Consider the following 26,264-nt stretch of genomic DNA (forward strand, 5'->3'; position numbering starts at 1 on the left):
ACAATTGAGCCGGTTATTTTGTTTTCCTACATATGCATACCGATCTGAAACCGGCTTTACAACAGGAATTGACCAACATACTGGGGTTCTGGATGAAACATACCGTGGATGAACAATCCGGCGGTTTTTACGGGCGGCTGGCGAATGACAATACGCCGGACCGTTTTGCGCTGAAAGGATCGGTGCTGAACGCGCGCATCCTGTGGACCTTCTCGGCTGCCTGGCATGCAACCCGCGAACCCGCCTACCTGCGAATGGCGCAGCGTGCTTATGATTATATCAATACTTACCTGGTAGACAAAGAATTTGGCGGCGTGCTCTGGTGCGTGGATTATGCAGGCCATCCCATTGAGACGCAGAAGCAGGTATACGCTATCGCTTTCACCCTCTACGCATTCAGCGAATATTACAGGGCAACGGGCCTGGAAGAGGCCAGGGTAAAGGCTATCGGCCTGTACAGCCTGATCCAGCTGTATGGGTATGATTGTGTTTATGGCGGCTACCAGGAAGTGTTTACCCGCGACTGGAAAGCGTTCTCTTCTCCCGGCGCCGATCCTGGCATCAAAAAATCCATGAGCACACAGCTGCATATCCTGGAAGCCTATACGGCGCTGTATTCCGTCTGGCCGGATGCGGGACTGAAAGGCCACCTGCGCGGCCTGCTGCTGGTATTCCACGACAAGATCGTAAACAAACAGACCGGGCACCTGCAACTTTTTTTTGACGAACAATGGAACCCGCTGGGCGACGTGCTCAGCTACGGTCATGATATTGAAGCCAGCTGGTTGTTGTTGCTGGCGGCCGAAACTTTAGGGGAAGGACCGTTGATAGAAAAATTCCGCGCGCTGGCCATCCGCATGGCTGACGCCGCCGTAGAAGGACTGGATACAGATGGCGGCCTCTGGCAGCAGCTGAACGCGGAAGGCAAAAAGCTGACCGCTGAAAAGCGGTGGTGGCCACAGGCCGAGGCTATCACAGGATTTGTGAACGCCTGGCAGATCAGCAAGGATGAAAAATATCTCCGCCTCGCGGAAGGCTCCTGGAAATTCGTGCAGTCGTACATCCTTGACAAAGAGCATGGCGAATGGTGCTGGGGAATAGACGCAGACAAACAGAAGTTGCCGGAAGACAAAGCAGGCCTTTGGAAATGCCCTTATCACAACAGCCGCGCCTGCCTTGAGGTGATGCGGCGGTTATAGGATGCCGTGCTGCTTGGCGAAATTCAGCAGCCCCGGGGTATTCTTCAGTTCCAGTTTGCGCAGGATATTTTTGCGGTGCGTGTTTACAGTGAATTCGCTGATGGACAGTTGCGTGCCGATCTCGCGGCTGGTCAGCTCGCTGCCCACCATCCTGATGATCTCCACTTCCCGTTTGGTGAGCTGGTATTTTTTCATGAATTCATCCAGGAAGTAGGCAGGGATATTGGTTTCCTGCGGCTGCAATACTTCAAAATAAGACCCGCCTTCCGCGATGGTGGCGATGGCGGTCTTTAAAACAGAAGCGGGGGAATTTTTCAGCAAATACCCGTCTGCGCCCAGCTTCCGCACTTCGTTCAGCAGCTGCGGCTGGTTATAGTTCGTGAGCACCAGTATTTTTACGGACGGATGCTGCCGCCGCATGATCTCCAGCGTGCGGATACCATCCAGCTGCGGCATGTTCAGGTCCAGCAACACCAGGTCTGCCGGCGCACTGTCCAGCCTTTCCAGCAGCTGGCGGCCATTGTTCACCGGTTCCTGTATCTCCCATTCAGGGTTTTCCCGCAATACGGCTATGAGGCCGTCTATCAGCAACTGGTGATCGTCTGCAATAATGATCCGTAGTTTTTCCATAAGCTCAGTTTTTACCGGGCAACGGCAGGTCTATGTTCACCATCGTGCCCTGGTTGGGTTCGCTCTCGATTTGTAAGATGCCGTCAAGGTACGAGACCTTGGAATGAATGCTGCGCAGGAAGCCGGGCGCCGCTGCGCCATTCTCCATGCCTTTGCCATTGTCTTCCACGATAATGGAGCATGCATCCTCATGCTCTATCAGCTGGATCAGCGCGTGGCTGGCGCCCGCATGCCGCAGGATATTCTGCAATAATTCCTGGATGATGCGGTATATCGTGTGCTGGAAGTTGCGCGGGTATTCCTTTTCGCCGGAAAAGCCCACCAGCACTAATTCTATATGTATCTTGCCCGAAGCGTTGGCCAGCTGCGCCATGTCTTCGATGGCATGCAGCAGCCCGTATTTTTCAATCGCCACCGGTGTAAGCTGGTGACTGATGTTGCGTATAGTATGACTGACGTCTTTCAGCAGATCGCCCGCATGCTGCAATTTCGTTTCGCTGCCCAGCGGGTTTTCCTGCGCGGCGCTGAGCTGCAGCGACGCGAGGGAAAGCATGGAACCGATCTCGTCGTGCAGGCGGTCTGCCAGTGCTTTGCGCTCGTTCTCTTCCACGGTCACGATGGTGTCTGTCAATGCTTTCTGCTGGGCGTTCATGGCCAGCAGCGCGGCTTCTTTTTCTTTGCGGTACGTGTTGAAGCGCGCGGCAAGCCCGAAGGTGATGATGATCATTTCCAGCACCACGCCGGTGAACATGCCGAAGTGCGCGAAGAATTCAGGAAGCTGAATTTTGCCGAGGTGATACAGGGTTTCGAGCGTGGCGAAGCCGATGAGCACGCTGATGCCGGCCAGGTAGATGATGGAGGGGCGGTTTCCTTTCACCGCCTGCATGATGAGACCGGTAGTGATGAAGCCGATGACCAGCAGCGAAAAAAGCGGCAGTGATCTTTGCAGGTAAAAATTGGTCTGTACAAACCGGGTGTAGTCCACCGGCCATAGCGTCATCCCGAGCATGATCAGCCATATCGCCTGGAAAACGATGAAGGGCGCATACATCCAGTGGCCTTTCCGGATGCCGGTGAAGCCTTTCAGGAATTGCAGGGAAAGCACGAGATTGAGGAGCACAAATACAGGCCTGGCCCGGCTTGGAAAGAAATAAGAATCCGGCCAGAGGTAATGGAACCCCAGCCCTTTGTTCGCCCATATCCACAGCAGCATGCTGCATACATACAGCGCGTACCAGCCATACACTTTATCGCGGGTGGTAATGAACAGGAAGGTGCCGAAAAGGATAATGAGCAATACGATACCGGTAAGTATGCCGTTTACAAGCGCTTCGCTGGTCTGCTGTGCCTGTAATTGCGCCCTGCTGCGGATGATCAGCGGCGCCTGGAGAGACTCATGATGTTTATCCGCTTTCAGCAAATAAAGCTGCGCGCCATCATTCAGCGGGAAGGCAAAGGTATTGTGCACCAGGGGCCGTTGCCGGAAAGGATGGAAATCGCCGGTAACAGCCAGCAGCCGCAGGCTGTCTTTCAGCGCATACCATTCCAGGTGGTTGATGTGCGCATTGTCTGCCAGCAGCACAAGATCTTTCGCGGCAGCGGTATCCCGCACGGGCAGTGCGATCCAGAACACGGAATTGGTAAAGCCAGGGTTGAGGTAAGCGGATTCCAGTTTGCTGAAGCCGCCGTTCTTATAGATATCCAGCGCCTGCTGGGCCGTGAGGGTACGCGCGGTATCTTCCAATACGCTAAGGTTGTATTGTGCCCGCAGGCATGGGATATGCCAGGCCATAAAACAGATCAGCAGCAGCGCTCTCCGCATAAGTAAGGGGATGTTATTCGCGGGCAAGATACTGCAAATCAAGGGATTTGTATACTACACACTCGTGTCAAAAAATGATGATCACCATCCAGTAATAAAAAGGTTGCGGGCGCCTTTGATGCCGCAGCGCTGGTATTGATGGTAAGCCTGCGCCACTTTTTCGCGGATCGCTGAAGGCGTTTCGTTCATCAGCCACGCATCCACCATCGCATCGAGGGTATAGGCTTCGGGGGAAAGCAGGTGCGTGGTCCAGATGAGCGGCAGGGCGCCGGTTTTTTTGATGGCGTGATAGAAATAGGGTTTGCTGGCGCAGGCGAATATCGCCACCTGCCTGGATTGGTTATTCACGGCGGCGGGCGCTTCCGTCAATTCGAAATCCATGAGCCCGTTGTGGCCTACAAAACAGATCAGCTGGGCATCTCCGCCCGCGCGGATAACAGGTTCGCTGATGGGTAGCGGTTGTTTTCCCGCGGCATAATCCAGGAAGGTGGAAACGGTCTGTTTCATGTGCGCACCATTATATGCGTCGGCTACCAGGAAACAATCTTTGTTCTTATGTTGAAAGACCAGCCGTTCATAAATGTTGGCGGAAGGGTTGGGGATGGTGCGCAGCAGTTTCCATTCTGTTTGTTTTTTGAGGAATGTTTTAACGCCGTATCCACAGCCCCAATAAAGGTTATTGGCAGGGTCCTGCCCGTTGCCGATGCGGGCGGGCACTTTCACGATGCCCTGGTATTTGTTGTCGCAGAGGGCCACGAGCACGTGAATGGTTTTCGTTTGGGCGGAAAGCGGTTGTGTGCAGCACAGGCAGGTGAGTAGGATAATAATGCGCATGCGGTTTTTTTTCATAAAGATGCCGCATCGCGTTTATTCCATAACAGCCCGCATCAGCGGATGATCACGACCGGCACGTCCGCATTAAAGGCCAGTCTTTTAGTGACGCTTTTGTGGAATAGATCGGCGAAGAAACCATATTCGCCGGGGATGGCCAGCAGCAGGTCCGCGTTGCTGTCTGCCGCGTATTCCTGTATGCCGGTGGCATGGTCTGTATGCTGCACTTCATGGTAGGCGGCAGGCGAAAGGTCAAATGCCCGCAGCAGCTCTTCCGGCGCTTCGCCGCCGCTTTCGCCGGTGGATACGTGCACTACTTCCAGCGTTGCATCGAGGCCGGCCACGAAGGAGCGGATGGCGGTTACCTGGTGCTCCTGCAAAGGCTGTTTTTTATTCCAGGCAAACAGCACGCGATGGATCTTTTCATATTCCACCGTATGCGGTACGATCACCAGCGGAAGAGGTGAGGCATTTGCTGCGTCGAGCGCGTTGCTGCCGATGAAACGCTGTTCCAGCGGACCTTTCCCGGCAATACCCATCACTACCGCCGATATCGTCACATCCTTTACCGCATCATGCAGCCCTTCCAGGAAAGTTAGCGGGCTCACTTGTGTTTCGATATTCACATATTCCGCCAGCAGGCTTTGCAGTTCGTGCTTCACCTGCAGCATCCTGCGGTCCAGGTCTTGCCGGAATTCCGGCGTATCGGTGGGGATCATGGCGAATACGGTGCTGGTGGCTTCGGCGGGAATGCCATAGGCGTGAAACAGCACAACGTCTGTTGCCTTTGCCTGCCGCGCGAAAGAAACGGCGTAGCGGGCGGCGTTGAATGCCGTGTCTGAAAAGTCTGTCGGTACAAGTATCTTTTGCATGAGCGTGCGGTGTTACAAATAGATAACAAAACATGTGCCCGCAGGTTGAAATATACCAGAAAAACCACAATAAATAGTAGCTTTGCGCGCGGCTTTCCGCATTTTTTTACTGATCTAAATACAACATATCCGCATGTCCGTTCAAATTGATGTAGTTATACCTTCATTCAGGCTGGAAGAGCATTACCTGCTGCCGATCCTTTCCCTGAAAAAGCCTGCGGATACTGTGATCAGGTTCTTTCTCGTGGCAGACAATCCATCTATCATCCCCTCGCCGGCCATTCAGCAGCTGGTAGACAATAAGCGGGTGTTCCTTTCCATCAATCCTGAAAATCTCGGCGCGGCGCGTACCCGCAACAAAGCCATGGAAATGGGCAGCGCCGAATGGATATTATTCCTGGACGACGACATCACCGTTCCGCCCAACCTCCTCGAGATTTATGCGGACGCTATCCGCAAACACCCGCGGGAGATAGGTTTCATCGGGCTGGTGAATATGCCGCCGCCGGTAAAGCCGTTTTCGCATGCCATTGTGGCCAGCGGCAGCATGGATATTTTTAAGATCGCGAAAGACAGGGACGGTTTTGCATGGGGCGCTACCGCCAACATGATGATCAGCCGCAAAGCCATGGGCGATGTACGTTTCTCTGAAATATACCCGAAAGCGGGAGGAGGGGAGGACGTGGATTTTTTTATCAATATCCGCGAGCGGAATAATTATATGGACTTCCGGTCTTTGCCTGAAGCAGCCGTAGAGCATCCCTGGTGGAACAACGAAGCGGTCAATTTCAAGCGGCCTTTCCGTTACGGCATGGGCAACAGCCTGCTGCCCGAACGCAATCCCAGGTATGCTTACCACGATTTTCCCAATACGATCGAAACTGTCTTTCTCGCGCTGTTGGCGGGCATCGTGGCCGCTATCGTGAAACCTTCGCTGCTGCCGGCTATCGGCTGGTTCATTGCCGGTGCGGCAGTCATAGAAGTGATTGCCGGCGCTGTGCAGTCTGCCAAAAGGAAAGCCAAACCCGGCATTGCAGTGTATTATTACCTGCTGGCGCTCAGGCTGATCCAGGAAGCCGGGATGTTCTGGGGGAATATTTCAAGGGGGCGCCTCACCGGCATCACCGAACGTTTCAATTACAACGGCGTCATCCGGAAAGTACAGTTTTACCGTTCCAATACTTACAAACTGGTGAAGTGGGTGCTCTACCCCCTGCTGATCATCCTCATCTGGTACTACACTTCCGCGTAGCCGTTCAGGCAGGAAATGATCTTGTAACGGATCGTTTCCATGTAGCGGTACTCATTCGCGATCACTTCTGATTTTGAATTGCACTTGTGGTGAAGGTGGTAACATACCGCCGCCATCTTAAGGCGTTTTTTAAGGATGCCGGCATTGATCAGCCGCGCTGCAAACTCATTGTCTTCAGAGCCCCAGCCATTGAAGGTATTGTTGTACCCGTTGATGGCAATAAAGTCCTCTTTCCAGAATGCAAGGTTGCAGCCCTTGGTGTTGGTGGATTTTTGTTTGGTTATCTTGAAGATGAAAGACAACCAGGGCAAACGCAGGGAATTGATCCTGCTGCCGATGCCCGTGCTGAAGAAATGAAACGGGCCTGAATAACCATGTGAAAGGATCTCGCCTGTTTTGCTTTCGCTGATCATGGTACGCGCGCCCTGGATGAACTGGCCCTGGCGTGCATGGCGAACGTGGTCTTCCACGAAACGGGGATGCAGTAAAATATCCCCGTCTATTTCAATAATGTAATCTACTTCTGATAATTTAACGGCTTTGTTGAGAATGATGCTTTTCCTGAACCCGTCGTCTTCATGCCATGCATGTTTGAAAGGGATCTGCAGGATGTTTTCCCAGCGGCGGATCACCTCCGCTGTAGCAGGCCCGGAGCCATCATCGGCCACGATGATCTCGTCCGGCATTCTCGTTTGGTTTTGGATGCTGGCAAAAATTGTGTCTAGCGCTTTGGGCCAGTTGTAGGTTGAAATCAGCAATCCTACTTTGAACGTTTTTCTTTCCATTCAAGGATGATTAATTCAGGTTTTACAAAAGATTGGTCGTTTGCAGACCATCTTTGGTCGATAGTTATAGTCAGGATTTCGGCGCTCCCGTTCCCTTTTATAACGGGGATCGTCCGGAAATGTTACAGCACGCGCTTAAAAATATGAAAATATAAGTTATGAAAAAAGAGTATATATTTATTTTTTCTCAACTGCCGCTAAAAGTCTGCATTTCTATCAACTTCCTATAAAGACCATTCCTTGCCAATAACTCAATATGGGTGCCAGTTTCCACGATCCGGCCCTGTTCCAGGACAATGATCAGATCGGCGCTCTGGATAGTGCTTAAACGGTGGGCGATGATCACGGAGGTCCGGTTTTTCATCAGGTTGTTGAGGGCGTCCTGTACCAGGCGCTCGGATTCCGTGTCCAGCGCGGATGTAGCCTCATCTAACAGCATTAGGGGCGGGTTGCGCAATACGGCGCGGGCAATGCAGATACGCTGGCGCTGGCCGCCGGAAAGTTTTACCCCGCGATCACCAATACGCGTCTGGTAGCCATTATCAGCGGCTAAAATAAATTCGTGGGCATTGGCGATGCGGGCCGCCGCCTCTACTTCTTCCTGCGTGGCAGACAGGTTGCCGAAAGCAATGTTGTTAAAAATGGTGTCGTTGAATAAAATGGTATCCTGGTTGACTATTCCCATGAGATCACGGACGGACTCCATGGTGTATTCCTTGATATTATGCCCGTCTATCCTCACTTCGCCGCTCCAGGGCTCGATAAACCGGGGGATAAGGTCCATCAGCGTGCTTTTGCCTCCGCCGGAAGGGCCTACCAGCGCCACGCTCTTGCCTTTCGGGATGCTGAAGCTCACCCTGTCCAGCACGGTGCGTTCCTGGTACCCGAAGGTTACGTCCCGGAATTCGATCTGGTCTTTGAATTCCGTGATGGGTTTGGCATCGGGGGCGTTTACGATGGTGGGTTTGGTGTCTATGAGGTTCAGCACGCGCTCACCGGCCGCAATGCCGGAGTGGATGCTGGAAAATGACTGTGAAATGGCCTTGGCGGGGCGCATGATCTGGGAGAAAATTGCAATATATGCGATGAATTCCGCCGGGTTCAGTTCCTGGTTCTGCTTGCCGGTAATAAGGGTCCCGCCATAATACACGATACCGGCTACCATCAGCACACCCATGAATTCGCTCACGGGAGAGGCCAGTTGTATCCTTTTGGCCATGGACCGGATGATGCCGCTATACCTTTTATTCTCGTTATCGAAACGGTTCTTGATATAAGGAGTGGCATTAAAAGCCTTGATGATCCTGATGCCGGAAAGGGCTTCATCGAGGTAGCTGATCATATTCCCATATGTTTCATGGCTCTCGGTAGCCTGCTGTTTCAGGCGCTTTACGATCTTGGATATAAGCCAGCCCGCTACCGGTATTACCAGCATGGAAAAAAGAGTGAGCTTATAGGAAATAAGGAACAGCATTATCAGGTAGGTCAGCAATGTTAAAGGTTCCTTAAAAATTACCTGCAGCGTGCCTGTTACCGAAAATTGCACGGTTTGCACATCTGAGGAGACCTTAGACATGATGTCGCCTTTCCTTTCATTGTTGAAATAGGCGAGATCCAGGTTCATAACGTTGTTGAATACGGATTTCCGGAGGTTCAGCAGCGTATGTATCCGGAGGTTTTCCATGGTCTTTTCTGAGAGGTACTTAAATATATTGCTGATCAGTACAGACGAAACGATGACTACGCAAACCCAGAGAAGGGTTTGCTGGATTCCCACTTTGGAGTTAAGCTCGGCGGCGTAATAATTCATCGTCTTGAAAACATCAAAATAGCTGTCAGGCTTAACGGGGGGCTCAGGAGGACAGTTCGGGTTCTGGTTGATGCCAAACAGCGTGGTTAGCAAAGGCGCCACCAGCGCAAGATTCAGCGTGCCGAACACCACGGATATCAGCGTAAATAAAATATAGGGGATCGCATATCTTCCAATCGGTTTAGCAAAAGACAAAAGCCTGAAATACGTCTTCATGTATTGATAATATATATAAAACGTGCAAAGCTAGGCATTATTTGGCAGATTGCCCCCGAAATGCGTAGGGAGCGCCATGGATGGATGTCTACATAGTGTGCAAAACCGGCCAAAACAAGCCTTAAACAGGCGGTTTGGGCGGCTGGCATGTTTCTGGCCCCTGTTTTCATAGCTAAAACCCATTTTTATGAAGGAGCAACAAGAAACAACCGGCATCCTGAATGACCTGATCGCAATTCATAATGATCGTATTGCAGGGTACCAGACGGCCCTGAAGGAATTAAAAACAGAAGATACCGATCTCGAAAGACTGTTTACAGGCATGATCAGTGAAAGCCAGGACATCAGGGAAACGCTGGCAGCCGAAGTGCGCGCCGCCGGCAGTGAAATTGAAACAGGGACCACCACCAGCGGTAAGATCTACCGCGCCTGGATGGACGTAAGGGCGGCCTTTACCGGCAACGACCGCAAAACGGTGCTTGCCAACTGTGAGGCCGGGGAAGACGCCGCGCAGAACGCTTACAAAATGGCCCTGAAGGAAGACGGCATCCCCTCATATCTCAGGGGTGTGCTCACTTCCCAGATGCAGTCCCTGCGGGCTTCCCACGACGAAGTGAAGGCTTTGAGGGACGCAGCTTAACAAATAATGGTTACAGGAAAGGAAACGTATAGCACGGGAACCAATGCAAAGACAGTTTGGAACCAGGTGGACGTATGGAAGAGCGGGGAGCGGCGCAAGCTCCCCGTTCTTATTTCGGCGCGCGACGGTCTTTTTCGATGGTCAGGGAATAGGAATGGTTCATATCCGTAAGCGGCACGATGATGCTGCCTGAATCGATCCGCAGTGTGTCTGACCAGTTCCTGATCAGCGAATCGCAGGGAAACAGGAAGATGGTATCACCTGAAAGCCTGTAACGGCCGGTGGATTCAGCGATCTTCGAAAGGCCCAGTACTCTTTCGTAGGCCTTGTAATAGTTGCCGCGGTAAAGTTTGATGTACTGGTCCATTAATTTGCCCGTGAAATGGGCTTTTACCAGCATCCGTTTGTGTCGTTTAAAGCAGCGCCTGCCTTCCGCATTATGGGTGGTGACGGCGCAGCCGTATGCCATACAGAACAATAACAGGGTACAGGGAATTTTCATTGGTCCGTATTTACGATGAATATAAAAAATCCGCTGTTAAAGCACCAGTTCCGCATGCAGCCTTTTCACCGTTTCTTCCGGGTGACCGCAGAGGCCGGGGTGCACCCGCGAAGTTTGCAGGATGGAGCTGCGCATGGCCGTGAGCCAGCGGAAACGGCTGGCCAGGTCCAGCTGGCCGATGGGGCCTTCGCCGCGGGTCACTTTTTCAAAGGCGGCCGCGTATTCTTTCAGCGCGTCAATATCCAGTTCAGGACTGAACGCCCGCAGTTTCTCCTCGTTGATGGTGATCATGGTTTGCAGGAATTTTTTGTGCTTGCAAAAAACGATCACGCCGATGTTCAGGAATTCTTCCCTTTCCACCCGCGGCACAACACGGATCACCGCATATTCATATAAGTGATTGTCTGGCATGTTGTGCTTCGTTTAAAAAGATATGGGAATGCTGCAAACGCGTGGTGAGGAAGTTGTAATACACATCCCTCGATGCTTCCGGCGATTCGCCGTGTGTAACCAGCCATTCATCGGGAATTAGATCCACAATATTGCGTATATGCGACGGCGTTAATATGGCGCGGAATGCTTCGTCTACCGCGGCCAGCTGGCTGGCATAAGGCAGCAGCACATGTTCTTTCACCTGGATAAAAGGTTTTTTGGACTGTTCTTCCCAATTGGTCCAGGAATGGTGGAAGTAGAGGGAAGCGCCGTGATCGATCAGCCACAGTTCCCTGTTCCAGAGCAGCATATTGGTATTGCGGGCGGTACGGTCCACGTTGGTCAGCAGGCTGTCCAGCCACACGATGCGCGAAGCGGTGAGCGGGTCTACAGTGGCGGTCGTCGGGTCGAAAGTAATCGCGCCGGAAAGGTAATGCAGCCCGAGATTCAGCCCGGTGCTGGCTTTCAGCAGGTCCTGTATCTCTTCATCAGGCTCGGTGCGGCCAAATGCTTCGTCCAGTGAGGCGAATACCAGCTCGGGCACTTTCAGGCCCAGCAGGCGCGCGGTTTCCCCGCCGATCAGCTCTGCGATCAATGCTTTAATGCCCTGGCCCGCGCCGCGGAATTTGAGTACGTACAAAAATCCGTCGTCTGCCTCTGCAATGGCCGGCAGGCTTCCGCCCTCGCGCAGCGGGGTCACGTACCGGGTTACGTTCACCGGCCTGAGTTGAATGGAATCTGTCATGGTAGAAATGGTCATCCCCGAATGGAATAAAAGGGGAAATTACCGCAAAATTCTCAAATGCACAGGCGGCAAGTGTTGTATACGGCTTATTCGATGATCCGCTGATCATCGCCGGATATCACCAGCACTTCTTCGTCTCCCAGCGGCAGCGTATTGTACCCGGCCGCCTGCAGGGCCATGTTGGCATGATGCGCGCCTTCTATGAAATCGGCATTGTCTATATGGGGTATCACGATGATATTAGTGAGGTTCAATCCTTCGAGGATCAGTTCAGGCGCATCGCCGGGGTCGTCCATACCGTCGAAGTACTCTATGGTTGGGCCTGCTACAATAGCGCCCGCGCTCCAGCCGGAAAACACTTTGCCCTGGGCCACAAGCGCCCGGATCATTTCATCGGCGCCGCTGGCGCGGAGTATCCAGCGGAGGTAGTAGGTGTTGCCGCCGCCCAGCCAGATCACATCCTTGCCGGAAAGCTTGTCTTTCAGCTGCTGCGGCCGGTTGCGGAACAGCCGCAGGTCCACCGGTTCCACCTGGTAACCTTTACGCCTGAATGAATCGCGTACGGCCTTTACCCAGCCTTCAGACTGCGGTATCACGTCTGCCGCGTTCTCGATAAAAGCCAGTTTGATGGCGGCGGGCTCTTTGCCCACCAGCCGGTTGAGCGCGTGCAGCTGCCGGTCGTTGATCCCCAGGGAATAAAGAAGAAGTTTATATTGTTTCGACATGAGCTCGTTTGGGTTTGATGCAGGACCCGCGGGCATCTGTATGCCCTGGATCCGTGCCTGATTACTCATGTAAAGGTAGCTGGGTTTATACTAAACAGCGGGTTGCTTTCCCGACAAATTGAAGGGGTAATTACGACATATTTCAGGCCTCTTGTGCCAATACCGCATGCTTGTTGTATTTGTTGCGGTATTCGATGGGGGAGAGCCCTGTTACGCGTTTGAACACGGTGCGGAAAGCCTTGGTGTCGTTGTATCCCACGTCGTACATCAGTTCGTTCACGCTTTTTCGGCTGGTTTCGAGTCCTTTTTTGGCGACCTCTATCTTCACCCGCTGGATGTATTCCACCACGGTGTTGGAAGTGGCTTTTTTGAAACGCCTTTCGAGGTTGCGCCGCCCCAGGGCAAACATGGCTGCCAACTGGTCTACAGTGATCTTTTCCTCGAAATTCTGTTCGATGTATTCCTGTGCTTTTTTGATGGGCTCATCCTCATGCGTTTTCTGTCCTTCGAACATAATGAAAGGGCTCTGGCTGGTGCGGTCTATATCGATCATATAAGCTTTGGATGCAAGGATGGCCACTTCGCGTCCTGCATATTTTTCAATAAGATAAAGCGTGAGGTTCAGCCAGGAATAAGCGCCGCCGCTGGTGTAAATGCCGTCTTCCCCGGTCATGATCTTATCGTCTACCAGGTTCACATCGGGATACATGTTGCGGAATTCGTTGGCCAGCTTCCAGTGGGTGGCGCATTGTTTGCCTTTCATGAGACCGGTGCCGGCGAGAAAGAATGCGCCGATGCAAAAGGCCGCCAGTTCGGCGCCGCGGTTATATTGGTCCACGATCCAGGGAATGAAGCCCTTGTTCAGTTCCAGCGCCTGGTACTGGTCGCCATGCATGGCGGGGATAATGATAAGGTCTGTTTTTTTGACTTCGCTCACCAGCTTATCCGGCCGGATGGAAAAGAGGCCGTTGCGCTGGCTGTTGTCTTTAACGAGGCCCACCAGCTCGATGGTAAAGAGCGGGTCTTTGCCGAAGGTGGCGAGGAAGCCGTTCACTTCTGAAAGGATCTGCAGCGACCCTTCGATGTTTACTACGCTGGTGTGGCCCTGGGGCACGAGGATGGATATGTGTTTCATACCCTAAAATTACCGCTGCCGCTTGTCGCGATCAACCCCCTTGAATGGCTTTTTTACACCTCCTGTTACTATAAAAAAACATTATATTTGTTATACCTAACTCTTGGTATATGAAATACCGGCAACTGGTTCCTCCACCGCATTTACAAGATCATATCCGTCATTTCTGGATACTGGAAAGCGAGCACCCGAACGGTGACAGCACTTTCAGGACCTTAGCAGATGGCTGCCCGGGCCTGATATTGCAGGATACGGACAAAGGTGTGATGTTCAAGAACGACAAAGAATTGCCGGGCGCTCTCCTTTACGGTCAATCCACTTCTCACGCGGAAGTGAAGGTGGAAGGGATGTTCAGTACCATCGGTATTTACTTCAGCCCCAGCGGCCTGCGGTCTGTATTCGGCCTGCGGGCAGACGAGCTCACCAACGGTTGTCTTCCCCTGTCGGAGATCGCCCGTTCCCTCACACAACAGCTGGGCGAAACGCCCGGCCTGGACGAAAAGGTCAAGCTGCTCACCGATTACGTGGCCAACCTCGTGCGCCGCCATGCCAAGGATGTAGACAAGACCATGGAGCACGCACTCGCCCGCATCCTGCATTCCGAAGGCGCCATTTCCCTCAAGGAACTGCGCGACGAATTGCAGCTGTCCGAAAGGAGCTTCGAGCGCAAGTTCAAGCAGATCGTAGGCGTGCCGCCGAAAATGTTCTCCCGCATTTCGCAGTTTCAGGCTTCATTGAGCCAGCTGCGCAAACTGAAATATGAAAAACTGTCGGATGTGGCCTTTGGCAACGAGTATGCGGACCAGAGCCATTTTATCCGTTCCTTCAAAGAATTTGCCGGTGTATCGCCTTTCCAGTTTGGTAAAAAAACGCCCGAGGTAATGGAGAATTTTACTGCTGTGAACCGGTAAACCGTTGTGGTCAGGAGGATTTTGAGGCGCTGGCGGTTTTGTTCTATTTTCCGGCGCGCAGGCAGCCTAGCTTTGCTGTAAACAATCCACACCATGATCGTCAATATCACACTCTTCCTCGCTACTATGGCCGCTGTGCTGGCGGCAGGACTTTTCTACTCCTATGCCGTGTCCGTGAACCCGGGCCTGGGCCGTTTATCAGACACCGTATATCTCCAGTCCATGCAATCCATCAACCGCGCCATTCTCAATCCTTTGTTTTTCCTGAGTTTCATGGGCGCTGTATTCCTGCTCCCTGCCAGCACCTGGATGCATTACGGCCGCAACAACATACGTTTCTGGTGGCTGCTGGCCGCGTCTGTGATGTATGTGGCGGGCGTGTTCGGCGTGACCGTTGCGGGCAACGTGCCGTTAAACAATACATTGGACGCGCTGAAGCTGGATGGCGCTTCGGCGGAGCAGCTGAGCGGCTGGCGCAGGCAGTTCGAAAAGCCCTGGAACATGCTTAACACCGTGCGTACCATTGCTTCTATCCTTACGGCCATGATACTCGCCGCGATGTTCATCTTTACGAAGGATGCGCAGGCAGATCAATAATGGGGAAGGCAGGTGTCGTATTCAACCCTCTTTTTGTCTTAATCGCACATCATGTGCCAATGGAATTCGTCCTAAACTTGCAGTAACAAAACATCTTAACTTATGAAACCTAAAACAATTAAAATCACGTACTGGATATCCACGGTCTTTTTCGCCCTGTTCGCCATAGTAGATGGTATCGGCGGTGTAACGCACCAGCAGGCCGGCGTTGATGCGATGAACATGCTGGGTTACCCGGTATACTACCTGACCATCGCCGGCGTTGCCAAATTGCTGGGCGCTGCCGGCCTCCTGCAAACGAAATACCATGCGGTGAAAGAATGGGCCTATGCGGGTTTTGCTTTCCAGTGCATCGGCGCTACCGCTTCATGGTCGTTCGTAGGGGCGGAGCCATTCTTCATTATCTTCCCGATGATCATGCTGGCTATTATGTTCGTATCGTATTTTTCCTGGAAGCGGTACGGGCAGCTGAAAGCAAATTCGTACATTCATGAAAACAGTTACACCAAATGAATATCCTCATCACCATCCTGCTCATCCTTGCGGGGCTCATCGCCCTGCTGCTGATCATCGGCCTTTTTTCCCGTAAGGATTATGCCATTTCCAGGGAAGTGGTTATCAACAAACCGGTGCCCGTCGTATTTGATTATGTAAAGTACCTGAGGAACCAGGAAAATTATTTCAAGTACGTAATGATGGACCCGGGCATGAAAAAGGAATTCGTAGGCACGGACGCCACGCAGGGCTTCGTGTATCACTGGGACAGCGAGCATAAAAGCGTGGGCAAAGGCAGCCAGGAGATCAAGCAGATCGTGAATAATGAAAGGATCGATTACGAAGTGGTGTTCATTAAACCTTTTGAAGGCGTGCTGCAATCCAGGCTTTACACAAGCCCTGTAGGCGCAGACAGTACAAAAGTGACCTGGACGGCCGCCAGCCGCATGAAGTATCCCATGAACCTCATGCTGCTGTTCATGAACATGGAAAACATGATCGGGAAAGACTTTGATGAAAGCCTGCAGAACCTGAAGAAGGTGTTGGAATAGGGATTTTATTGAAAGGAATATATACGAAGGCTGCCTCCAAGGGTGGCCTTTTTTATTGGATGTCCCGCAGCAAAAAGCCCCGGTTGCAGCCGGGGCTTTTCTTTTTCGATGACATTATATCAGATCTTCACGATCTCCACCCTGCGGTTCTTTGCTTTTCCGTCTTCGGTTCCATTATCAGCCACGGGTTTGTTTTGCCCAAGCCCTTTCGCCTGGAGGCGCGCGCCGTCTATGCCTGCGGAGGTGAGCGCGGCTTTTACGGATTGCGCGCGGTCTTCGGAGAGCTTCAGGTTGTGCGCGGGCGTGCCGCTGTTGTCTGTATGGCCTTCTATCAGCACTTTCAGCCCGGCATTGCCGGTGAGCAATTGTTTGATCTCGTCTATTGCCGGCTGCGATTCAGGTTTAATGGTGGCTTTGTCCGTATCAAAATTGATGTAAAGCGCGATGTGGCCTTTGGCATCGAGCTCTTTTTTCATTTCATCCGCTTTGATGAGGGTAGCGGTTTGTTTGAAAGGTTTGGTCTCTACAACGGCCCAGCCGATAGAAGCCCCGTCATCGCCGGGTGTGATCTGCACCCAGATGTTGCGGTCTGCGCGGCGCAGGAGGTAAGTGGTGGTGGGTTCGTAGCCCATGAAGCCCCAGCCGCTGAGGTAGGTCAATTTTTTATTCTCGGTGATGTGGGCGGATACGGAATCCTGCGGCACTTTGCTTTCTGTAACTTTTACACCGCCTGCTCCCGTGATCAGTTCATCGAAACTTTTCATGACTTCCAGGGTTGAAAAAGCCTTATCACCTTTCGCGGTGATGCGGCTCCAGAAGATCTTGCCTTCCGGATCCTCAAAATGGTCGCCTGTCCAGATATGAAAGCGGTCGTAGTCTACGATCTTGTTTTTCTCATAGTTTTCATAGCCTTCGGGTACATTGAAATAAGGGAAGGCGCCGAGCGGTTTGTCGGACACCGGCACGCTGTTGATGTCGAAGGTTTTGGGAGCGGCCGCAGCGGAAGTGGCTGTTGCCGGGGTTTCGGGAGTGGCGGATGTGTTGGCCGCCGCACTGTCTGCCTGTTGATTGGGTTTGTTGCCTGCATTACAGCTGGTGATGATTGCCGCGCCGGCAACCAGGATGATCATTGGGATACGCATACAATTAAGTTTAGAGCAAATTTATTGAATAAATGTATTGCCGGCTGTTACGCTTTTATACTCAAAATGAAACATTTCGAATTATGAAACATTTCAAATAAGGTTACAATTAATTAATATTTGCTTTAATTAGATTGAATTCTGTACATTCACTTGTTCCCGTTAATGCAGCAGACCGCCTCTCTTTTTAACCATTTTAAATGTTTCCACCCTAAACCATTCACCCATGAGATCACTTTTTATTGTTACCGCCTTTTTGATGGCGTTATCCTGCAAAAGGGACAGCCAGCCAGTAACACCCTCTTCTGAACAGATCGATACGAAAGCAGTTGTTGAAGCCGAAGCCGCGGCCAAAAAGGAGATCATTATCTGCGACCAGAAAAATGCCCGCATTATTATGGTAGACGTTGCCAATGGTAACGCGATTACCTGGGAATGGAAGGCCACCGCGTCTTACGCCATGATCCGCAGCGGCGCGCAGGGCTGGTTTTCCAACCTGAGCGAAGCCAAGCTTGTGTACAATAACAATTACATTCTCGCCACTGCCTCCGGTGGAGGAGTTGCGCTGATCAATATCAGCTCCAAGAAAGCGATCTGGTACGACTATGCCGGCGGCAACACGCATTCGGCTGAGCTGCTGCCTAACGGCAACATCGTGACCGCTTCCACCACCGGCGGCTACCTGAAAATATTCGTAACGGATACTTACATCAACGATGAATCTGCACAGACCGGGCCCATCGCTTTTGAAGACGTGCATAACGTAGTGTGGGACCACGCGCGGCAACAGTTGTATGCCGCCGGTAAAAACATCCTCCGCGTGTATTCCTACAACAACAGCTGCCGCAGCCCGGCCCTCACGCTCAAAAAAACCTGGACCATGCCGGAAGGCAATGCGCACGATCTTTTCCCCGTGCATGGCAGCACTACGGATCTTTGGCTGACGAACTCGGGGCATATCTACAAATTCAATGTAGTGACCGGCGCATTCACGCTGCAGAAAACACAAAGCGCAGTGAAATCCGTTTCTTCCGGGCCATCAGGTTACGCAACTATTCTTGCCCGCGCCACCGGCGCCGGCGGAGAAACATGGAGAACAGATCAGATCATCGACATCGCGGGTGCAGTAGTATACAAAAACACCTCGCTGGGCCTCTACAAAGCGCGCTGGCGGCTGGTGAACCTCTTCAGCTACCCGGCTAATGACGGTTTTCACGAGTGCACGCATTAATATTTCAACGGGTTTCATTTGCTGTATTGCGATAAACGGAAATGGCTGTCTTCTTTTGGGAGACAGCCATTTTGATGCTTTTTTACTACAACGTAAAGGGTTTAATGCCGTAGTTAGGTGATCAGGAGGTTTACCCGTTTACCCAGGCCGAATTCGAAAATTCTATATAAAGTGGAAAGCTGTATATCACATTTACCATTTTCCAGCCGGGAAATATAACTCTTTTTGGTGCCCACTTTCTCCGCCAATTGTTCCTGGGTGAGGTTTGCCGCTTTACGGGCTTCTTTTAGCATCTCACTGATCACGAAATACTGTGCTTTTTCTTCAAACGTTTCACGATCCGGAGTTCCGATCTTGCCATATTTCGCATCCAGCAATTCATCAAACGATGCGGCCTTCCTGATTTTATCTTTTTTGTTCATCGCTGTCATTTTTTGGGTTTGTGCTTTTGGATAGTGTGTTTCCCGGTTTTTTCCTGCAGGTGTTTTTGCAGGAAATATTCCTTTTGAAGTTTTTGGGCCTGCTCTAATTCCTGGACTGGTGTTTTTTGCGTCTTTTTTTGGAAGCCGTTAAATAAAATCACCAGGTTCCCTTTGTCGAAACAACAGAATATCCGGAATATATTGCTTTCGCATTCTACGCGAATTTCAAACAACCCGTCTGTTCCTTCCATGTGTGCCAGGAACTTACCGGGTACCTTTTCTACGGTACGGATCAATTGCAAAACAAATTCTATTTTTTCCTGAACCTTACGGGTTTGAGCTATATAAAATTCAGTAAAGTACCTCTTGGAAAATATGATTTTTCTTTCCTTTTCCAAAATACAAAGATAACTTTTAAGTTAACATTTTCCAAATGCAATATGGTGCTCAGGTATTATACTCCTGAAATTAGCAAGTAACAAAAGGCTGAAAGAATCCATAGATGCGGATGGAGTTTTAAGTCTCTCGTGATTAAAAACAATGGTTCCAGGGCAACTTTTCAAAAGTCTTTAAACAGCGTTGTCCCCTTATTCAGCAAAGGGTTCATTGTAGCTTTATTTTTAACATTCTGAAGATGCTTTAAAAATATGAATCTGGTATAAACACTGAATGGGAAATTGTCCGAAACAAAATGAATTTCTAATGGATACAAAAACAAAAGAAAGGGACGGCCAATGTCCCCTTCATGCAATGCCTTCCTGCTCCATCGTTTATTTTCAGTTTATTTTGATGCTGACACTTTTCTGCTCTGTATCTCCCTCCGCGTTCACCGCCTGCACTGTTACTTTGGCGTCTCCTGCTTTTTCGCCGGTGAAGATGATCCTTTCTTCCTGCTGGGAAATTTCCCCGTTATCTGTGGTGAACCGGTACCATAAAGGCCGTTGCAGCGGGTCTTCTGCGCGGAGGTTCAGCGCGATTGTTTCCCCCGCCCGCGCTTCTCCTTTTTCCGCTTCAAAGCTCCTGATCCCGGGCCTGGTTTTTCGTTCTCCCGGCTCGCTGCTGCGCGTGAAAAGGCCGTCTATATCAAAAGCAAACTGGTCTACTTTCACGGTTTCGCGGCCGATGCTGTTCAGCCGCACGATGATGTTGGCGCGTAAAAAAAGCATGTTGCTGATATCTTCGATGGGGCCGGTGTAAGCCACGTCTCCCAGCAGCGCCAGTTTATCGGGTACGGTGGGCAGTTGCATGATCATATGTTCCTGCAACATGCCGCGGAAGACCTCCTGTGCTTCTTTCCAGGATGCCGTGGCGATCACGTCGGTTTTGATCATGCTGTTCTTCTCCTGTTGGCGCCAGTAATATTCCTGGACCACATGATCCCGGAAATGCTGGTTGGCTTTCATTTCAGCGAGCGCCCATCCGGGCAGCTCTTTGCCGCTCAGCCTGAACTGCCAGATGAAAAGGTTTTTGGAGACGTTCCATTTTTCGGGTTGATATGTTTGTGCCATGATGTTCAGGTTTAGAAATTAAATGAGTGCTCTCCGCTGGCGTGTTCCCGGCGCGGGGTTGCAATTGCTGCATCCGCCCGCCACGTTGGGCGAAAGGCGAAGCCGGTACCCCAGGCTGCTGCAATCGCCAAATACCAGGTTGGTTGCCAGCATGGGCGTATGCGGCGCACTGTCGGGCGATGCGTCGGCATCCAGTTGCAGGCATGCGTCGAACACGGGGTCTGAAGCGGTGCAACCGCCTTTCCAGGCCACTTCGTGGTAGTTGAAAGATGTGCCCAGCCAGTTGCTGCACCCGGGATACCAGGCATTGTAGCCGATGGCGATGAATGGGTTCAACTTGAAGCCGGATTGCATGCGGCTTTGCCAGAGGTCGCAGCCGAGTATATTGGCGAAGGTAGAAAGAATGGTGGCGCAATCGGTGCAATTCACCAGGTGGCCGTTGCCCGGCCCGCCACGAAGCAGCTCCAGGAACTTGGTGCAGTCGAAGCTGCCCAGCGCGTAGTGCGTAGCGCCGCCGCCGGGACAATCATAAGACATGGTTCCGGGGCCCAGCGCATACACGCGTTCGGTTACTTTGGCGCCGGCTTCGTCCGGTGTATTGGCCAGTATGCCCCAATCGCAGGCGTAGTCCAGCACTTCGGTCCAGGGCAATTGTGTGCTGCCGGCGGTTTGTACCCAGGGCAGGGTGGGTGTGCCCAGCACCACGTAGATGCGGTGCAGGGTGTGGCGCAGTTCCTGCCAGGGATCGCCGGCGCTCAGGCGGTATTGCCAGCGCCATTCGGTGGTGCGTTTGCTTACACGGGCGTTGGCAAGATTAGTGTTGATGAGGTTAAAGGCAACAAAGCCGGAATCGCCCGCTGTGAGGTCTACCCAGCGTTCCTGCACTTCGCCGAGCACATTGCCAACTACTGCCTTAATGAAACGGCGGATGAGCTTCGCAATGAAGCCTGCGCAGCCGGTTTCCCCGGGAGGGTCCGTCACAGCGTCCAGTGCGCGCACCTGTATGCGCGTTATTTCAGGGTTCGTGCTCAGGAACCTTGCCTGGATAGTGATGGTGTTGCCGGCCGTGTCCGCAATGCTATATGCGGCGGGACTGTCTTCGGGGTTCACGCTTACCCCGTCCACCCATTCCGGTACATTCACGGCCTGGGAGGCATTCCTGCGGATCGTGAGCGCGTCCGTATTGCAGGAGCTGCTGTTGTGGTTGAACTTGATCGATTGGAGGGATATCATAACCTGGGATTAACATTTACCCAAATGTCCCTCAATTATCCCGGATGTATTTGCGTATTTATACCTGAATTGTGAATTCCCGCTCAGGTGTACAGTTCCCGCTGTATGCCCAGCTTTTTGATCCTTGAATTCAAAGTAGTAGGAGGAAGGTTGAGCAATTCCGCCGCGCCGCCCGCGCCCCAGATCCTGCCTTTGCATTTCCTGAGCACGGCAATGATATGATCGCGTTCGTTTTCCTGCATGGTCTTGACACGGCTTTCTTCCTGCGCTGGCGCCTGCCCGCGCGCGGCGGCGGGCATGGCAACGTCGTCAATATAGCTGCCGCGCGATAACAGCATGCCTCTTTCCACCAGGTGTTCCAGCTCGCGGATATTGCCGGGCCAGTGATAGGCCTCGAACGCTTTCATTACTTTGTCTGTAACGCCCGATACCTGTTTGCCGGTCTTTTTATTGAAGGATTGTATGAAGTGATCTACCAGGGCAGGAATATCTTCTTTCCGCTCCCGCAGCGGCGGTATGTCTATCGGGAAAATATTGAGCCTGTAATAGAGGTCAAGCCGGAAGCGGCCTTCCGCGACTTCTTTTTCGAGGTTGCGGTTGGTGGCGGCAATGATGCGCACGTCTATTTTTACCGGCTCCCTGCCGCCGATGCGGTCGATCTCTTTTTCCTGCAGCACGCGCAGCAGCTTGCCTTGCAGCTCCAGCGGTATTTCCCCGATCTCGTCCAGGAAAATGGTGCCGCCGTCTGCCTGTTCAAATTTTCCGGTCCTTTTTTCATTGGCGCCGGTAAAAGCGCCTTTTTCATGGCCGAAAAGCGCGGATTCTATCAGGGTGACGGGCAGGGCGGCACAATTGAGCTTCACGAGAGGTTTATGTTTCCGTTTGGAGCGACGGTGAATGCAATCCACGATCTTTTCTTTGCCGGTGCCACTTTCGCCGGTGATCAGCACGGATGTTTCGAAGGGCGCTACCTGCGCGATGAGGTCAAATACATTGAGGAGGAGGTGGCTGTTGCCGATGATGCCTTCAAAGTCCCGGCCGTCTGCCGCATGCAGGGGCGGCGCGGAGCTTTGCGGCGCCAGCCGTGAGCCTTCTTCTTCCTGCATCTGCTTCACGAATTGCAGCAGGAAAGGCTGCAGGCGGTTAAACACGGCGATGTGTTTGAAGCTGTACGCATCGGGCCGCTTGCTGTAAAGGCAGAGAGATACGGTTTCCCCGCCGGGCAGTTGCAGCGGCAAAGCCAGGTGCGATTGCAGCTGGAAGGTTTTGGCCAGCAGGCTTTTGATGGAGGGCTGCTGGTTGAGCTGGCGGAACGCGGCTTCGTCGTACACCACAGGCATGGTTTCCACGGGCATCGCGGCATGAAGGGCGGCCAGCTCTTCCACGTTGCGGCCGGTAATGCGCAGCAGTTCTTCCATGCCGATGGCCTGGTATTCTTCATATCCCATCCTGTAAAAGCTGATGCACTGGTTGGGCAGCCAGGCCGTTTCGGTGCACCAGGTGATGAGGTCGTAAGGGATCACCGGCTGCAATACGTTGCAGACCTTTTGCAGCTTATCCTGCCAGCTGGCGCGCTCCCCGGCAATAGCAGCGGTTTTGGACCGGAAGATATTTTCTTTGAAAAGTTGTGTTTCATGACTGTGCTCGTGGCTGAACCGCGCGATCTCGATAGCGGCGAGCAGGTCTTTTTCCCGGAAAGGTTTTACCAGGAAGCCGTAAGGCTGTGTTTTCTTCGCCGCATTTAAAATATCTTCGCCCGAATTGGCAGAGAGATAAATGAATGCGATGTTCTCCTTCTTCAGTTTCCGCGCAAGATCGATGCCTGTATAAGTACCGCTCAGGAAGATGTCTATCAGCACCATATCCGGCCGGCTGCTTTCGATGATCTCCATGGCTTTGTGGTAGGAGCGGGCAACGCCGCAAACGGAAAAGCCGTGTTTCTCCAGCAGCAGCCTGAGGTCTGTCGCCACGATCAGTTCATCTTCCACGATCAGTATCTTTTCACGCATATGCTTTCTTTTTGATCCTGTTTTTCTTTTACAATGCCGCCGCTGTGCGGGCCTTGACCGGGACATCCACTTTAAACCGGATGGTGATCGCCAGGCCGGGCCCTTCGCTGAGGTCCAGCGTGCCGCCTATCTGCTCGGTGAGCGTGGTGATGAGCGTCATGCCGATGCTGCTGCTTTCGTGGATATCGAAACCGGGCGGCAGGCCTACGCCGTTGTCTGCTATTGTCAGCGTCCACTCTTCGTACCCGTCCTGTTGCAGGGCAATAGTGATGACGCCTTCGCGTTCACCGGGGAAAGCGTATTTGATGGAATTGGTCACGGCTTCATTGAGGATAAGCCCAAGCGGTACGGTATGCGCCACGTCCAGCTCCACGTCTTCCACATCCAGCACATGCGTGATGCGCCTGCCGTGCCCAAGTCCTTCCATGAGGTAACGCACCAGCTCGCCGATGTAGGTGCGCATGTTGATGGACACGAGGGATGATGATTGGTAGAGTTTCTGGTGGATGAGCGACATGGCGTTCATCCTGCTCTGGCTTTCGCGGATGGCATCCAGTGCTGCGCCGCTTTCGAGATAAGTGCTCTGGATGTTCATCAGGCTGATCACGATCTGCAGGTTGTTCTTCACGCGGTGATGGATCTCGCGCACGAGCCATTCTTTTTCACTGAGCAGGCTTTCCTTTTCTTCGACAAGCTGTTCCAGTTGTTTGTTGGTGCGTTGTTTCAGCCGGTACCGGTTGTAGAGCAGGCCAAGGAATGCCAGCAGCAGGAACACGCCGGCAAAGGTGATGTTGCGCAGCAGGGTGGTTCTTTCCAGCGCGCTTTTTTGCAGCTTGCTCTCGTTTTCCAGGAATGCAATGCTCTGTTCTTTCTGCGCGGTTTCATACCGGACCTGTAATTCTTCCATCTCCCGCGCTTTCGAAAGATTAAAGAATGAATCGGTCAACCGGCTGTATTCCCTGTAATGCCCGATGGCAGACAATAATTTCCCTTCGGAAGAGTCGATCTTATACTGCGCCAGTTCTATGTAACGGAGGGTGAAGATGCGGTCTTTCTCAGACCGCATGGCCAGCACTTTGTCCCGGTTTATCCTGGCTTTGCTGAAGTTTCCCTCAATGGCATAATGCCAGGCGGCCATTGAATAGGAAACCGCCCTTTCAGCCTGTGTTTGCGGGTCTTTCAGCCGGTCAGCCGCATCGATCATGCTTTGGATGTGCGTTTCCATTTCGCTCTGCCGGCCGACCTGCTGCAGGCATGTGAGGATCGCCTGTTCCAGCAGCATGGTGTCCAGCAGGTTATCCGGCCGGGCCCTGGGCAACATGTCTTCCAGGTATTTCAGTGCTTCTTTGCCCTGGCCGCGGTTTTCCATGGTGTTGATCACGCTCAGGAAACTTTTGAACCAGGCGGCATTCCGCGGGCGGCTGCTTGTCAGGCTTTTGTTGTAGAGTGCGATGGCTTCGTTGAAGCGGCCCATGTATTCGTATATGTTGCCCAGGCGGATGTAGAAATAATCGGAAAACGCCGTGTCGCCGGTCCGTTCCATAGACTGTATGCTTTGCAGCGCGTAGGCATGCGCTCTGTTCATGCCGCCGGTCATCATTTCTACGAAAGCGATGGTGGTTTCGGTGTATTGTGTATGCAGGAAGCCGATCTTTTTCTGTTCTTCCAGGTTTTCATACAGCTCCTGCCTGGCCTGCATGAAGGGGCCCAGCCAGAAGTGGATGGCGAGTATTTTCGCTTTCATTTCCAGGGCCTTGGTGGGCATGCCCAGCGTGGTATACAAAGCGCGGGCTTCCTGCAGCAACGGTCCTTTCATCGTGTCGCGGAATGGGAGGGCGGAGCCGTAGTTGTCCAGCGCATTGGCCAGCGCGGCCTTATTGCCGACTTCGCGGCACTGTGCTACCGCATCGCGGAAAAAAGTGTGACTGCGCGCGGCATCGCCTGCCTGCTCGTAGTACCAGCCCATCAGGATGCGGCTCTGCTGCCGCCAGAGCGGGATGCGGAGGGAGTCGCTGAGGGCGGCGGCCTGTGAGGCGTAATACAGCGCATTCTGCATATCTGCAGGCAGGGTGCGGGGTTTGTGCAGGTAATACCCGCCCAGCTGCACCAGCAGCTTCAGCCGGTCTTCCCCTGCGATGGTACGCAGGAGGGCGGCTGCCCGCGCGGGATCACCCTTAACTAAGTCATTATACCCCGGCAGCGGCGCGCCGGTATTGTATCCTTCGTCGTAAAAATAACTTTTGGGCAGGTGATGAGCTGCGGCGGAAAGGTACATGGCGCTGTCCAGGTCTATAAAACCCTGGTTGGCTTCCCGGAGATAGAGCCCCGCGAATTTGAGCAGCAGCCGCTGCATGGGCAGGTCGTATTTGTATTTCGCCTGCTGCCCGGCGCAGGGCAATGCCAGTGCGGCTATCAGCCAAATAACCAGCGAATTTTTCAGGAAAGCGGGGGAGTGATGCATCTGCCGTCAAAATTAAATGTATCAGGGATAGGTTTCCAGGGCACCCATCAAAAATACATCTCTTTTCACTATCCGGGCATTTCCGGCACGGTAAGGAAGTAGTATGGC

Annotated in this window: 26 protein-coding genes; 8 read left to right on the forward strand and 18 right to left on the reverse strand. The window is 52.6% G+C overall.

From position 1 onward, the window contains the following. Positions 1 to 32 precede the first annotated feature (32 nt). Complete coding sequence (locus tag R3I13_RS19565) at positions 33 to 1,199, forward strand: AGE family epimerase/isomerase (protein ID WP_346319654.1); 1,167 nt, start codon at positions 33 to 35, stop codon at positions 1,197 to 1,199. On the opposite strand, the gene R3I13_RS19570 is transcribed toward R3I13_RS19565, so the two are convergent. The 4 genes from R3I13_RS19570 to R3I13_RS19585 all read right to left on the reverse strand — a co-directional run bounded on the left by R3I13_RS19570 (position 1,194) and on the right by R3I13_RS19585 (position 5,354). Beyond that, positions 1,194 to 1,829, reverse strand: a complete 636-nt coding sequence (locus tag R3I13_RS19570; protein ID WP_346319655.1) for a response regulator transcription factor — start codon at positions 1,827 to 1,829, stop codon at positions 1,194 to 1,196. The two genes, R3I13_RS19565 and R3I13_RS19570, sit on opposite strands and share 6 nt — an antisense overlap. Before the next feature lie 4 nt (positions 1,830 to 1,833). Continuing rightward, positions 1,834 to 3,651, reverse strand: a complete 1,818-nt coding sequence (locus R3I13_RS19575; RefSeq protein WP_346319656.1) for a 7TM diverse intracellular signaling domain-containing protein — start codon at positions 3,649 to 3,651, stop codon at positions 1,834 to 1,836. Between the two features lie 81 nt (positions 3,652 to 3,732). Then, positions 3,733 to 4,485, reverse strand: a complete 753-nt coding sequence (locus R3I13_RS19580) for a hypothetical protein (RefSeq protein WP_346319657.1) — start codon at positions 4,483 to 4,485, stop codon at positions 3,733 to 3,735. Between the two features lie 53 nt (positions 4,486 to 4,538). Further along, positions 4,539 to 5,354: a universal stress protein gene (locus tag R3I13_RS19585; RefSeq protein WP_346319658.1), complete on the reverse strand. Its 816-nt coding sequence runs from the start codon at positions 5,352 to 5,354 to the stop codon at positions 4,539 to 4,541. A gap of 133 nt (positions 5,355 to 5,487) precedes the next feature. Between R3I13_RS19585 and R3I13_RS19590 the strand changes: the two genes are divergently transcribed. Further along, entirely contained in the window at positions 5,488 to 6,606 is a 1,119-nt protein-coding gene (locus R3I13_RS19590; RefSeq protein WP_346319659.1) for a glycosyltransferase, read from the forward strand. Here R3I13_RS19590 and R3I13_RS19595 read toward each other — a convergent pair. Together R3I13_RS19595 and R3I13_RS19600 are read right to left on the reverse strand one after the other, a co-directional pair. Then, positions 6,591 to 7,391, reverse strand: a complete 801-nt coding sequence (locus R3I13_RS19595) for a glycosyltransferase family 2 protein (RefSeq protein WP_346319660.1) — start codon at positions 7,389 to 7,391, stop codon at positions 6,591 to 6,593. The genes R3I13_RS19590 and R3I13_RS19595 overlap by 16 nt on opposite strands. Positions 7,392 to 7,578: 187 nt before the next feature. Then, positions 7,579 to 9,417: an ABC transporter ATP-binding protein gene (locus R3I13_RS19600; RefSeq protein ID WP_346319661.1), complete on the reverse strand. Its 1,839-nt coding sequence runs from the start codon at positions 9,415 to 9,417 to the stop codon at positions 7,579 to 7,581. 187 nt (positions 9,418 to 9,604) lie between these two features. Here R3I13_RS19600 and R3I13_RS19605 point away from each other — a divergent pair, with 187 nt between their 5' ends. Further along, positions 9,605 to 10,057, forward strand: a complete 453-nt coding sequence (locus R3I13_RS19605) for a PA2169 family four-helix-bundle protein (protein WP_346319662.1) — start codon at positions 9,605 to 9,607, stop codon at positions 10,055 to 10,057. Between the two features lie 109 nt (positions 10,058 to 10,166). Here the strand turns inward: R3I13_RS19605 and R3I13_RS19610 are convergent, their stop codons facing one another. The 5 genes from R3I13_RS19610 to R3I13_RS19630 form a co-directional block, all read right to left on the reverse strand. Next, positions 10,167 to 10,559, reverse strand: coding sequence for a hypothetical protein (locus tag R3I13_RS19610; protein ID WP_346319663.1), 393 nt, complete (start codon positions 10,557 to 10,559; stop codon positions 10,167 to 10,169). A 36-nt stretch (positions 10,560 to 10,595) separates the two neighbouring features. Further along, on the reverse strand, positions 10,596 to 10,970 hold the full coding sequence (locus R3I13_RS19615; RefSeq protein ID WP_346319664.1) for a DUF3037 domain-containing protein: 375 nt from the start codon (positions 10,968 to 10,970) through the stop codon (positions 10,596 to 10,598). Then, positions 10,948 to 11,751 (reverse strand): HipA family kinase, encoded by an 804-nt coding sequence (locus R3I13_RS19620; protein ID WP_346319665.1) that lies wholly within the window; start codon positions 11,749 to 11,751, stop codon positions 10,948 to 10,950. The genes R3I13_RS19615 and R3I13_RS19620 overlap by 23 nt, the downstream gene beginning before the upstream one ends. A gap of 71 nt (positions 11,752 to 11,822) precedes the next feature. Beyond that, entirely contained in the window at positions 11,823 to 12,461 is a 639-nt protein-coding gene (locus R3I13_RS19625; RefSeq protein ID WP_346319666.1) for a Type 1 glutamine amidotransferase-like domain-containing protein, read from the reverse strand. A 142-nt stretch (positions 12,462 to 12,603) separates the two neighbouring features. Next, complete coding sequence (locus R3I13_RS19630) at positions 12,604 to 13,596, reverse strand: helix-turn-helix domain-containing protein (protein WP_346319667.1); 993 nt, start codon at positions 13,594 to 13,596, stop codon at positions 12,604 to 12,606. A 110-nt stretch (positions 13,597 to 13,706) separates the two neighbouring features. On the opposite strand from R3I13_RS19630, the gene R3I13_RS19635 reads away from it, so the two are divergent. The 4 genes from R3I13_RS19635 (at position 13,707) to R3I13_RS19650 (ending at position 16,150) form a co-directional block, all read left to right on the forward strand. Further along, positions 13,707 to 14,507 carry an AraC family transcriptional regulator gene (locus R3I13_RS19635; protein ID WP_346319668.1) on the forward strand — a complete coding sequence of 267 codons (801 nt, stop codon included), beginning with the start codon at positions 13,707 to 13,709 and terminating at the stop codon, positions 14,505 to 14,507. 93 nt (positions 14,508 to 14,600) lie between these two features. Then, a complete protein-coding gene (locus R3I13_RS19640) occupies positions 14,601 to 15,104 on the forward strand; it encodes an anthrone oxygenase family protein (protein WP_346319669.1) in 504 nt (167 codons plus the stop codon). Between the two features lie 102 nt (positions 15,105 to 15,206). Beyond that, complete coding sequence (locus tag R3I13_RS19645; RefSeq protein WP_346319670.1) at positions 15,207 to 15,617, forward strand: DoxX family protein; 411 nt, start codon at positions 15,207 to 15,209, stop codon at positions 15,615 to 15,617. Further along, positions 15,614 to 16,150, forward strand: a complete 537-nt coding sequence (locus R3I13_RS19650; RefSeq protein WP_346319671.1) for an SRPBCC family protein — start codon at positions 15,614 to 15,616, stop codon at positions 16,148 to 16,150. The genes R3I13_RS19645 and R3I13_RS19650 overlap by 4 nt, the downstream gene beginning before the upstream one ends. Positions 16,151 to 16,269: 119 nt before the next feature. Here R3I13_RS19650 and R3I13_RS19655 read toward each other — a convergent pair whose 3' ends face one another. Then, on the reverse strand, positions 16,270 to 17,292 hold the full coding sequence (locus tag R3I13_RS19655) for an OmpA family protein (protein ID WP_346319672.1): 1,023 nt from the start codon (positions 17,290 to 17,292) through the stop codon (positions 16,270 to 16,272). Positions 17,293 to 17,518: 226 nt separating this feature from the next. On the opposite strand from R3I13_RS19655, the gene R3I13_RS19660 reads away from it, so the two are divergent. Further along, complete coding sequence (locus R3I13_RS19660) at positions 17,519 to 18,523, forward strand: DUF6528 family protein (protein ID WP_346319673.1); 1,005 nt, start codon at positions 17,519 to 17,521, stop codon at positions 18,521 to 18,523. Between the two features lie 113 nt (positions 18,524 to 18,636). Here the strand turns inward: R3I13_RS19660 and R3I13_RS19665 are convergent, their stop codons facing one another. The 6 genes from R3I13_RS19665 to R3I13_RS19690 form a co-directional block, all read right to left on the reverse strand. Beyond that, positions 18,637 to 18,945, reverse strand: coding sequence for a helix-turn-helix transcriptional regulator (locus tag R3I13_RS19665; RefSeq protein ID WP_346319674.1), 309 nt, complete (start codon positions 18,943 to 18,945; stop codon positions 18,637 to 18,639). A gap of 5 nt (positions 18,946 to 18,950) precedes the next feature. Continuing rightward, a complete protein-coding gene (locus R3I13_RS19670) occupies positions 18,951 to 19,343 on the reverse strand; it encodes a type II toxin-antitoxin system RelE/ParE family toxin (protein ID WP_346319675.1) in 393 nt (130 codons plus the stop codon). Positions 19,344 to 19,721: 378 nt separating this feature from the next. Continuing rightward, the gene (locus R3I13_RS19675; RefSeq protein ID WP_346319676.1) at positions 19,722 to 20,453 is read right to left on the reverse strand and encodes a hypothetical protein; all 732 of its coding nucleotides are present in this window, start codon (positions 20,451 to 20,453) and stop codon (positions 19,722 to 19,724) included. 18 nt (positions 20,454 to 20,471) lie between these two features. After that, entirely contained in the window at positions 20,472 to 21,686 is a 1,215-nt protein-coding gene (locus R3I13_RS19680) for a hypothetical protein (RefSeq protein ID WP_346319677.1), read from the reverse strand. 83 nt (positions 21,687 to 21,769) lie between these two features. Further along, a complete protein-coding gene (locus tag R3I13_RS19685; protein WP_346319678.1) occupies positions 21,770 to 23,695 on the reverse strand; it encodes a sigma 54-interacting response regulator in 1,926 nt (641 codons plus the stop codon). A gap of 28 nt (positions 23,696 to 23,723) precedes the next feature. Further along, on the reverse strand, positions 23,724 to 26,156 hold the full coding sequence (locus R3I13_RS19690; protein ID WP_346319679.1) for a histidine kinase dimerization/phosphoacceptor domain -containing protein: 2,433 nt from the start codon (positions 26,154 to 26,156) through the stop codon (positions 23,724 to 23,726). Positions 26,157 to 26,264: the final 108 nt, after the last annotated feature.

This window comes from Chitinophaga sp. YIM B06452, assembly GCF_039655965.1.
Taxonomy (GTDB): Bacteria; Bacteroidota; Bacteroidia; order Chitinophagales; family Chitinophagaceae; genus Chitinophaga.

What these genes read in the sequence shown, in the direction of transcription:
- R3I13_RS19575 (WP_346319656.1), bottom strand. Translation starts at nt 3,651, where the DNA reads ATGCGGAGAGCGCTGCTGCTGATCTGTTTTATGGCCTGGCATATCCCA.
- R3I13_RS19615 (WP_346319664.1), bottom strand. Translation starts at nt 10,970, where the DNA reads ATGCCAGACAATCACTTATATGAATATGCGGTGATCCGTGTTGTGCCG.
- R3I13_RS19630 (WP_346319667.1), bottom strand. Translation starts at nt 13,596, where the DNA reads ATGAAACACATATCCATCCTCGTGCCCCAGGGCCACACCAGCGTAGTA.
- R3I13_RS19600 (WP_346319661.1), bottom strand. Translation starts at nt 9,417, where the DNA reads ATGAAGACGTATTTCAGGCTTTTGTCTTTTGCTAAACCGATTGGAAGA.
- R3I13_RS19680 (WP_346319677.1), bottom strand. Translation starts at nt 21,686, where the DNA reads ATGATATCCCTCCAATCGATCAAGTTCAACCACAACAGCAGCTCCTGC.
- R3I13_RS19610 (WP_346319663.1), bottom strand. Translation starts at nt 10,559, where the DNA reads ATGAAAATTCCCTGTACCCTGTTATTGTTCTGTATGGCATACGGCTGC.
- R3I13_RS19635 (WP_346319668.1), top strand. Translation starts at nt 13,707, where the DNA reads ATGAAATACCGGCAACTGGTTCCTCCACCGCATTTACAAGATCATATC.
- R3I13_RS19690 (WP_346319679.1), bottom strand. Translation starts at nt 26,156, where the DNA reads ATGCATCACTCCCCCGCTTTCCTGAAAAATTCGCTGGTTATTTGGCTG.
- R3I13_RS19570 (WP_346319655.1), bottom strand. Translation starts at nt 1,829, where the DNA reads ATGGAAAAACTACGGATCATTATTGCAGACGATCACCAGTTGCTGATA.
- R3I13_RS19625 (WP_346319666.1), bottom strand. Translation starts at nt 12,461, where the DNA reads ATGTCGAAACAATATAAACTTCTTCTTTATTCCCTGGGGATCAACGAC.
- R3I13_RS19585 (WP_346319658.1), bottom strand. Translation starts at nt 5,354, where the DNA reads ATGCAAAAGATACTTGTACCGACAGACTTTTCAGACACGGCATTCAAC.
- R3I13_RS19590 (WP_346319659.1), top strand. Translation starts at nt 5,488, where the DNA reads ATGTCCGTTCAAATTGATGTAGTTATACCTTCATTCAGGCTGGAAGAG.
- R3I13_RS19580 (WP_346319657.1), bottom strand. Translation starts at nt 4,485, where the DNA reads ATGCGCATTATTATCCTACTCACCTGCCTGTGCTGCACACAACCGCTT.
- R3I13_RS19650 (WP_346319671.1), top strand. Translation starts at nt 15,614, where the DNA reads ATGAATATCCTCATCACCATCCTGCTCATCCTTGCGGGGCTCATCGCC.
- R3I13_RS19655 (WP_346319672.1), bottom strand. Translation starts at nt 17,292, where the DNA reads ATGCGTATCCCAATGATCATCCTGGTTGCCGGCGCGGCAATCATCACC.
- R3I13_RS19665 (WP_346319674.1), bottom strand. Translation starts at nt 18,945, where the DNA reads ATGAACAAAAAAGATAAAATCAGGAAGGCCGCATCGTTTGATGAATTG.
- R3I13_RS19660 (WP_346319673.1), top strand. Translation starts at nt 17,519, where the DNA reads ATGAGATCACTTTTTATTGTTACCGCCTTTTTGATGGCGTTATCCTGC.
- R3I13_RS19685 (WP_346319678.1), bottom strand. Translation starts at nt 23,695, where the DNA reads ATGCGTGAAAAGATACTGATCGTGGAAGATGAACTGATCGTGGCGACA.
- R3I13_RS19565 (WP_346319654.1), top strand. Translation starts at nt 33, where the DNA reads ATGCATACCGATCTGAAACCGGCTTTACAACAGGAATTGACCAACATA.
- R3I13_RS19640 (WP_346319669.1), top strand. Translation starts at nt 14,601, where the DNA reads ATGATCGTCAATATCACACTCTTCCTCGCTACTATGGCCGCTGTGCTG.
- R3I13_RS19620 (WP_346319665.1), bottom strand. Translation starts at nt 11,751, where the DNA reads ATGACCATTTCTACCATGACAGATTCCATTCAACTCAGGCCGGTGAAC.
- R3I13_RS19605 (WP_346319662.1), top strand. Translation starts at nt 9,605, where the DNA reads ATGAAGGAGCAACAAGAAACAACCGGCATCCTGAATGACCTGATCGCA.
- R3I13_RS19595 (WP_346319660.1), bottom strand. Translation starts at nt 7,391, where the DNA reads ATGGAAAGAAAAACGTTCAAAGTAGGATTGCTGATTTCAACCTACAAC.
- R3I13_RS19675 (WP_346319676.1), bottom strand. Translation starts at nt 20,453, where the DNA reads ATGGCACAAACATATCAACCCGAAAAATGGAACGTCTCCAAAAACCTT.
- R3I13_RS19645 (WP_346319670.1), top strand. Translation starts at nt 15,207, where the DNA reads ATGAAACCTAAAACAATTAAAATCACGTACTGGATATCCACGGTCTTT.